The organism is Streptomyces sp. NPDC043854, assembly GCF_056436005.1.
In genome coordinates, this window is record NZ_JBWKDK010000074.1 from 20,095 (window position 1) to 28,145 (window position 8,051).

Below are 8,051 nucleotides of genomic sequence, written 5' to 3' on the forward strand. Positions count from 1 at the left end.
CACCCCCGCCCACCTGTCCGGGGCCGGGTCCGCTGCTCCGCCGCGCCGCCGAGGAACGTGCCAGCTTCGTCGCACACGCCGAAACCTCTGCCTGGCCCCTGCCTGCCCGGACCGGTCGGGTGTAAATGCGGCAAAAAAGGATGAAAGTCGGCATTCGTCGAGACTCGGGTATATACCCTCGCTCTCGACGGCAAGGGCGACGTACTCCGGGAGGCATCATGAGTGAGCGGCCGGTCCATCTGCCCTACGCCGACCCCGCCTTCGTCGCGGACCCGTTCCCCCTCTACCGGCAGCTGCGCGAGGAAGGCCCGGTGCGCCGCGCCGTCATCGCGGGCGGCCTGGAGGCCTGGCTCGTCACCCGCTACGAGGACGGGCTCGCGGCCCTGTCCGACCCCCGCCTCAGCAGCAACGTACGCGGCGCCTCCGACCAGCGGCTCCTGCGGCAGCTGCCCGAGACGGAGCGCGATTCCATGCTGAGCAACATGCTCCGCAGCGACCCGCCCGACCACACCCGCCTGCGCCGCCTGGTCTCCAAGGCGTTCACCGCCCGCAGGGTGGCCGGGATGGAGCCCCGGATCCAGTCCATCACCGACCGGCTGCTGGACGCGGTCGTCCCGGCCGGCCGCACCGACCTCGTCGCGGACTTCGCGCTGCCGCTCCCGGTCACGGTGATCAGCGAACTGCTCGGCGTGCCGGTGGACGACCGCCACGAGTTCCAGCACTGGACCGACCGCATGCTCATGCGGGGCGAGGAGCCGCCGGACCCCGCCGTCGTGAACGAGGCGTGGCAGCACATGCGCGCCTACGTCACCGGCCTCATCCGGGACAAGCGGGCCCGTCCCGGCGACGACCTGCTGAGCGACCTCATCGCGGCCCGCGACGAGGAGCAGCAGCTCACCGAGGACGAGCTCATCGCCATGGTGTTCCTGCTGCTCGCCGCCGGCTACATCACCACCGTCAACCTGATCGGCGGCGGCATCGCCGTGCTGCTCGCCCACCCCGACCAGCTCGACCTGCTGCGCTCCGACCCCGGGCTGCTGCCGGGGGCGGTCGAGGAGTTCCTCCGCTACGACGGCCCGGTCAGCCCCGGCATCGCCCGCTTCGCGCGCGAGGACGTCGAGATCGCGGGCGTGGCCGTCCCGCGCGGCGCGACCGTACTGATCGGCTCGGCCATCGCCGACCGCGACCCGACACGGTTCCCCGACCCCGACCGCCTGGACATCACCCGGCAGGACAACGCCCATCTCGCGTTCGGGCACGGCGTGCACTACTGCCTGGGCGCGCCGCTGGCCCGGCTCGAGGGCCGGATCGCCATCGGCACCGCCCTGCGCCGGCTCCCCGGGCTCGCCCTCGCGGTGGGGCCGGACGAGATCCGCTGGCGCCCCGGCGGCCTGCGCGGCCCCGCGAGCCTGCCGGTGACCTTCACCCCCGGCGGCTAGGACCGCGGTCACGGAGGCCGGTGGTCGGGGCACGGGTGGGCGGTCGGGCCCGGGCCCGCGCCCCGGCCTGCGCCTTCCATCATCGGCGGGTCGCCTGTCAAGTCCCGAGAAGTCGGAACATGACGTGCCCCGCGGCCAGGGGCCTACTCGGGACATGGGCTCACGGAGCAGAGGTGGCCCCAACCGCGTACCCCCGCGGAGGTCGTAACGGCGACAAGGAGCGAGTACATGCTGATCACCATCGGTCTTCCCATGCCCCATGCCGGGGGGTGAGTGTCGTGGCGTCCGTACCTCCCCCGTCCCAGCGCCCCACCGGCCCGCCGTCCGGTCCGCTGTCCAGCCGGCCGTCGAACGAGCGGCCTCCGTCGGGGCCTCCGTCAGGGCCTCCGTCGGGGCCTCCTCCTCCGCCGCCCCCGGGTCCGCCGACCGGCGGAGGTGATCCCGGTCCGCCGGCCCGCCGCCGTGGCGCGCCCACTCGCGGGTGGCGGTCGCGCAGGACGCTGCTGAGCGCCGGCACCGCGGTGGCCATGACGGCGGCAGCGGTCCTCGCCCTCACCGTCATGGGCGGCAACGAGGCAGTCGGTGGCGAGGTCTTCCTCCAGGCCGCCTCGGGAGCCGGCCCCGACCCGTTCACCCCCTCGACGGTCACGGCGGCCGAGCCCCTCGGCGCCACGCCCGTCGCCCCCGGCAAGTCCACCGCGGCCGGCACGCGCCGCACCGGCACCCCCACCCCCACCCTCGAGATCAGCGGTGCGTACCCAGGGCTGTACGGGGGCACGCGGAATACAGCGAGCTGCGACGTCGAGAAGCAGATCGCGTTCCTCACGCAACACCCGGACAAGGGGAAGGCATTCGCCGCTCCCCTGAACATCCGGCAGTCCGACGTCCCGTCCTACCTGCGGTCCCTGACGCCCGTCCGGCTGGGCTGGGATACCCGCGTCACCAACCACGGGTACAGGAACGGCGCGCCCACCGGCTACCAGGCGGTCCTGCAGGCCGGCACGTCCGTTCTGGTCGACGACCGCGGTGTGCCTCGGGTCCGCTGTGCCTGCGGAAACCCCCTGGCCCCGCCCGTCGCCGTCAAGGGCAAGCAGAGGTACAGCGGCGCGGAATGGTCGTCGTTCCGGTCTTCCGATCTCGTTGCGGTCAAGCCCGCCCGGAAGCCGGTGAAGACCGTCACGGTGTTCGATCAGGACCGCAAGGAATGGTACGAGCGCCCGAGCGGCGTCAAGCCGGGAAGGCATGACCTCGAGGTCGCACCCCCGCAGGGCCAGACGCCCGACTCGCCGTACCCGGTCCTGCCCCCGCCCCGTCCGGGATCGGTGGAGAACCCCCCTGCTGCGGGCATGGACAAGGCGCACGACAAGGAAACGCCCGAAGGGAGACCCCCGGGTGAAGGCCGAGGCCAGAAGCCCGGGATCCCCGGAAAGGACCAGGTAGGCAATCCGCGTGTGGACTCCGATGAACCCCCCGGCAAGGGCCCCGGAAACGGTGCGCCCCGGAATGCAGGAGACAAGCCGGAGAAGGCCCCGGGATCGGACCCGGAAAAGCGACCGGGGAAGGGCTCGGACGAGAACCAGGGCGAAGAGCCGGGCCGGAACTCCGGTCATCCCGGAAAGGGCTCGACCCAGCATCCGGACAAGGATCCGGCTCAGAACCCCGGCGATGCTCCGGGCCGGACTCCGGGAGAGGGGACTGAGAAGGGCCCTGAGACGAACGACCCGGGGAAGGGCTCGGGGAAGGGTTCGGGGAAGGGTTCGGGGAAGGCCACCGACCGGAATCCGGACGGTGGCCAGGACCTGAATCCCGGAAACCCCGGAAAGGTGCCGGATCAGGTCCCTGGAAGCACTCCGGGTCAGAACCCGGGAGACGGTCCTGGGACGCCCTCCGCGAAGAGTGCTGAGAAGGGACCGGGAACGGTCACTGGAACGGATCCGAACCAGAACCCAGGCGAAAGCTCCGGCCGGAACCCCGGAGATTCCGGTAAGGAGCCGCACCGGGACCCGGATCAGGACCCGGGAAGTCCCCAGGGTCGGAACCCGGGGGAGCGCCCCGCAAACGTCCCTGGTCAGGACCCTGGGAAGGGCACCGGGGCGGACCCGGCGGTGGACCCGGCGACCGGTCCGGCGACCGGTCCGGGGACAGGCCCGGGGACAGGCCCGGGGACAGGCCCGGGGACGGGCCCGGAGGGGAGTCCGGGCGAATCACCGGGACGGAAGCCCGGGCACTCCGGAAAGGACCCGGTCCAAGGATCTGGGGATGACCCAGGCCCGAACCCGGTCAAAAGTGGGGACGTGACCTCGCCCGAATGACAGGCCCTACCGGAGATGCGGGTTCACGGAGCAGCGGCGAAGCCCCCGGGCCCGCCGGGAATCCCCGTCCGATCGCTCGGATCCGGAGCGGGATTCCCCATGCGGGCCGGCCCCTGCACGCTTGAGCGCTCAGCGGGCGGGTCGCGTCGACAGTGCTCGGTGCAGGCATTCGACGAGGCGGGCTGCGATGCTGCCACCGGGGTCGAGGCGGGGGTTGAAGATGGTCACGTCGAGGCCGACGGCCCGCTCGTCGGCCAGCGCCACCCTGAGCACGGCTTCCAGTTCCGCCCAGGCCAGTCCCCCCGGCAGCCGGTAGTCGACGGCAGGCATGACCGCGTCGTCCAGGACGTCGGCGTCGAGGTGGATCCAGTACCCGGCGGCGCTGCCGCGCGTGAGCCGGTAGACCGCCCGGCGTGCCGCCGCGGCGGCTCCTACGGCGCGCACACCGTCCAGGTCGATCGCGTACAGCCCGTCGGGCAGCGGCTGCATCCCGGCCTCGGCCGATTCGGCGGCGTCACGGAAGCCGAACGCGACGACGTCCTCGTCGCGGAGCAGCGGCCCGAGTCCCTCGGGGTCGGTGAGCAGCCGCGGGCCGCGGCCGGTGGCCAGGGCGAGTTCCATCGAGGCCGCCTCGCCGGTCGGTTCTGCCGACGGCTGGTAGAAGTCGGTGTGGCCGTCGAGGAACAGCAGGCCGTACCGTCCTCGCCGGCGCAGGGCCAGGAGGTTGCCGAGGAGGATGCTGCAGTCGCCGCCGAGGACCACCGGAAAACGCCCGGCGTCGAGCGCCCTGCCGACCGCGTCGGCGAGCGCGACGGAGTACCGGGCGATGCCCGCCGGGTTGAGAACCCCGGTGTCGGGATCCCGTCTCGGGTCGTAGGCCGGGGGCTCGACCCGCCCGGCGCGCAGCGCCCCGGGCCGGTCCAGCAGGCCGGCGCTGATCAGAGCAGCCGGCAGGTCCTGGGCGCCGGACGGCCGCAGACCGAGCACGGACGGCGCCTCGATGATCGCCAGCTCCTGCACGTCCCGGTCCCTCCGCCGACGCCCACCACCGAACCGGCAGTGCTGCCGGCACGGACAGCGCTGCCACGCGCCCATGGTGATGCACGATCCGCGCGCGAACGCGTCAGACATGCGAAGTGGACCGGATCGGCTACGCGCGGGCTGCGGCCGCAACCAGGGCCTCCGCGAAGGCGGCGGCATGGGGCGCGGGTCGGCGGCGGCGCGGGGTCGCCACGCCGATGTGCCGGACCGGGCGCGGGGGTTCCACATCGACCACGGTGAGGCCCGGGGCCGGGGCCAGCGAGACCTTCGGGACCACAGACACCCCCACCCCGGCCGCGACCAGGGTCTGGGCGAAGAAGTAGTCCGTGGTGGAGGCGGCCACCTGGAGGTCGAAGCCGGCCCGCTGCGCATGGCGGCGCAGGTACGCCTCGGTCTTCAGGCAGCCCAGCACCCACCGGTCCGCGGCCAGCTCCCCGAGGTCGATGCCGGTGCGCCCGGACAGGCGGTGGCCGCGCGGCAGCACGACCGAGAGCGGATCGTCCATCAGCGGGGTCCAGTCGATGCCCGGCCGTTCGGACGGCGGGACGGGAAGGGGCCCGTCGAAGTGGTACGTGAGCGCCAGATCGGCCTTGCCGCGCCGGAGCATCGGCAGGGCCGCCTCCGGCTCGCTCTCCCGCACGGTCAGCTCCACCTCCGGGTGCGCGGCCACGAACCGGGCCAGCGCCTCGGGCAGCAGGTAGCGCCCGCCACTGGTGAAGGTGGCGACGGTCAGCCGGGGCCGGTCGGCACCGAGCCGGTCGATCTGCCGCCGTACGTGGTCGAGTTCCGCCGAGATGGTCTCGGCGGCCTCCACCAGCAGCCGCCCGGCATCGGTCAGGGTGACCCCGCGGGTGCTGCGGATCGCGACCGGCCGGCCCAGCGACCGCTCCAGCACGGCGATGTGCTGGGAGACGGCCGAGGGGGTGAGCCGGAGCGCGGCCGCGGCCCGGTTGAAGCTGCCGTGCTCGGCGACCGCCCGCAGGACACGCAGCCGCTGCACATCGATCATCAGTTTTCCTTCATACGTGTTCAGCAGATGACCAGTTCTGCTGGGGACCGTACCGCGGCAGAGTCGAGGCATGCGAAACGTATGTGTGATCGGCGGAAGCCGGTACTTCGGCAGGCACCTGGTGGAACTGCTGCGCGAGGCGGGCTCGCACGTGACCGTGGTCAACCGGGGCTCGGCTCCCGCACCGCACGGGGTGACGCACCTGGTCGCCGACCGCGGCGACGAGCGGCAGCTGCGCGCCGCGCTGGGTTCCCGGACCTTCGACGTGGTCCTCGACCAGGTGTGCTACACGCCCGAGCAGGCCGCGGGTGCCCGCCGGGTCTTCGCCGGCCGGACCGGCCGCTACGTCATGACCTCGACGGTCGAGGTGTACGACCCGGCGACGCAGGCACCCGCCGATGCAGGTGTCGGTTCCCCCGCCCCCGCCTCCGCCTCCTTCCCCGTCAGCGGTGCCGGCGCCCCGGTGACCGAGGACGTCTTCGACCCGGTCGGCAGGCCCGCGCCCGGCGTCCCGGCCGGCGCCGACGAGGCGACGGCGTACGCGGAGGGCAAGCGGCAGGCCGAAAGCGTGCTGCTGACCGACCCGGTCTTCCCGACCGCCGTCGTGCGTACCGCCCACGTCCTGGGCGGCGGCCGGGCCGACTTCACCGGACGGCTGGCGTACTACACCGACCGCATCTCCGCCGGAGAGCCGGTCCCTGCCCACCGGCGCTCGTACCCCACCACCTTCATCCACCACCGCGAAATAGCGGAGTTCCTGCACTGGACGGCCGCGGCGCCGTTCACCGGACCGGTCAACGCCTGCTCGCACGGCACGCTGACCGTGACCGAGCTCGGCGACCTCGTGGGCGAACGGGCCGGGAGGCCGCCGCGCTACACCCTCGTGGAGGACGGAGCAACCGCGTCACCGTTCTCGTACGACCGCCATTACCCGGTGGACAACGGCCGGGCGACCGGGCTGGGCTTCGCCTTCGGCCGGGTGACGGACTGGCTGCCGCAGGCGGTCGACGAGGCCCTCGCCGCGAGCACGGCCGCGGTCCGGGACGGGGGCGCGCGGTGACGGCCGAACGCTTCATCGGCGGGGTGCGGGTGTCGGCGGTCGGACTCGGCGCCATGCCGCTGTCCGTCGAAGGCCGCCCCGACCGGCAGCAGGCCCTCGCCACCCTGCACGCCGCGCTGGACGCCGGCGTCACCCTCCTCGACACCGCCGACTCGTACCACTGGCACGCCGACGAGACCGGACACAACGAGGAACTCATCGCGCAGGCGCTGGCCGAGCGCGGCCCGGACCGCGAGGCCGTACTGGTGGCCACCAAGGGCGGCCGCGGCCGGCCCGGCGACGGCTCGTGGACCGTGGACGCCCGCCCCGAACACCTCCGGCGCGCCTGCGAGGCTTCGCTGCGCCGGCTCGGCGTGGACACGATCGGGCTGTACCAGCTGCACAAGCCCGACCCGCGGGTGCCCTGGGCGGAATCCGTCGGCACCCTGCGCGAACTGGCCGAACAGGGGAAGATCCGCGCGGCCGGGATCTCCAACGTCACCGTCGAGCAGCTCGACGAGGCCCGCCTGATCCTGGGCGACCTGCTGGTCTCCGTACAGAACCAGTACTCTCCCGCCGTCCGCGACAGCGAGCCCCAGCTGCGCCGCTGCGCCGAACTCGGCATCGCCTTCCTCCCGTGGAGCCCGCTGGGCGGGATCTCACGCAGCTCACTCGACGGCCCGTCGGGGCCGACCTCGTCCGGGACGGCCTTCCACGAGGTCGCCGCCGAACACGGGGTCAGCCCGCAGCAGGTGTGCCTGGCCTGGCTGCTGTCCCGTGCACCGGTGGTGATCCCGATCCCCGGCGCCTCCCGCCCGCACAGTGCCCGGGACTCGGCGTCCGCCGCCGGGCTGGTGCCGGCCCCGGCCCAGCTCGCCCGCCTGGACGCCGCGGCGGAGGCCTGGAAGACCAGCGGGAGCTGACCGGCCGCCGACCGCACGGACCCCGGGCCCGCCGCGTCCTCGAACGGGTCTCGTTCACCCTGCGCCCCGGCGAGCGGGTCGCCGCCGCCCTCGACGGGCCCGGCATCGGCGGGATTGCACTTCGTGTTCTCCGGCCACTGACCCACCCACCTGCCTCGCGGAGGCACCTTCCCGGGGGGGGGGGGGGGGGCCCCCCACCCCCCCCCCCCGGGGAGCACCCCAAGCGTGGCGTTTCTCCGGACGGCCACCCCCTCTCCGGGTCCCACCCACGGGTTCGGGCAAAAAAAT

The 8,051-nt window shown here is 73.5% G+C and carries 6 protein-coding genes; 4 read left to right on the plus strand and 2 right to left on the minus strand.

Going from position 1 to position 8,051, the window contains the following annotated elements:
• Positions 1-218: 218 nt before the first annotated feature.
• Positions 219-1,439: a cytochrome P450 family protein gene (locus AC068A_RS34460; RefSeq protein ID WP_478590230.1), complete on the plus strand. Its 1,221-nt coding sequence runs from the start codon at positions 219-221 to the stop codon at positions 1,437-1,439.
• Between the two features lie 527 nt (positions 1,440-1,966).
• Positions 1,967-3,751, plus strand: a complete 1,785-nt coding sequence (locus tag AC068A_RS34465; RefSeq protein WP_478590231.1) for a DUF6777 domain-containing protein — start codon at positions 1,967-1,969, stop codon at positions 3,749-3,751.
• Positions 3,752-3,880: 129 nt separating this feature from the next.
• Here AC068A_RS34465 and AC068A_RS34470 read toward each other — a convergent pair whose 3' ends face one another.
• Both AC068A_RS34470 and AC068A_RS34475 read right to left on the minus strand, forming a co-directional pair.
• On the minus strand, positions 3,881-4,771 hold the full coding sequence (locus AC068A_RS34470) for an arginase family protein (protein ID WP_478590232.1): 891 nt from the start codon (positions 4,769-4,771) through the stop codon (positions 3,881-3,883).
• Positions 4,772-4,901: 130 nt separating this feature from the next.
• Positions 4,902-5,801, minus strand: coding sequence for a LysR family transcriptional regulator (locus AC068A_RS34475; protein WP_478590233.1), 900 nt, complete (start codon positions 5,799-5,801; stop codon positions 4,902-4,904).
• A 70-nt stretch (positions 5,802-5,871) separates the two neighbouring features.
• On the opposite strand from AC068A_RS34475, the gene AC068A_RS34480 reads away from it, so the two are divergent.
• Both AC068A_RS34480 and AC068A_RS34485 read left to right on the plus strand, forming a co-directional pair.
• Positions 5,872-6,861 (plus strand): NAD-dependent epimerase/dehydratase family protein, encoded by a 990-nt coding sequence (locus AC068A_RS34480; protein WP_478590234.1) that lies wholly within the window; start codon positions 5,872-5,874, stop codon positions 6,859-6,861.
• Positions 6,858-7,763 carry an aldo/keto reductase gene (locus AC068A_RS34485; RefSeq protein ID WP_478590235.1) on the plus strand — a complete coding sequence of 302 codons (906 nt, stop codon included), beginning with the start codon at positions 6,858-6,860 and terminating at the stop codon, positions 7,761-7,763. The genes AC068A_RS34480 and AC068A_RS34485 overlap by 4 nt, the downstream gene beginning before the upstream one ends.
• Positions 7,764-8,051 lie beyond the last annotated feature (288 nt).

Excerpts from the sequence above, each read along its gene's own strand:
- AC068A_RS34480 (WP_478590234.1), top strand. The coding sequence starts at position 5,872 with ATGCGAAACGTATGTGTGATCGGCGGAAGCCGGTACTTCGGCAGGCAC.
- AC068A_RS34475 (WP_478590233.1), bottom strand. The coding sequence starts at position 5,801 with ATGATCGATGTGCAGCGGCTGCGTGTCCTGCGGGCGGTCGCCGAGCAC.
- AC068A_RS34465 (WP_478590231.1), top strand. The coding sequence starts at position 1,967 with ATGACGGCGGCAGCGGTCCTCGCCCTCACCGTCATGGGCGGCAACGAG.
- AC068A_RS34460 (WP_478590230.1), top strand. The coding sequence starts at position 219 with ATGAGTGAGCGGCCGGTCCATCTGCCCTACGCCGACCCCGCCTTCGTC.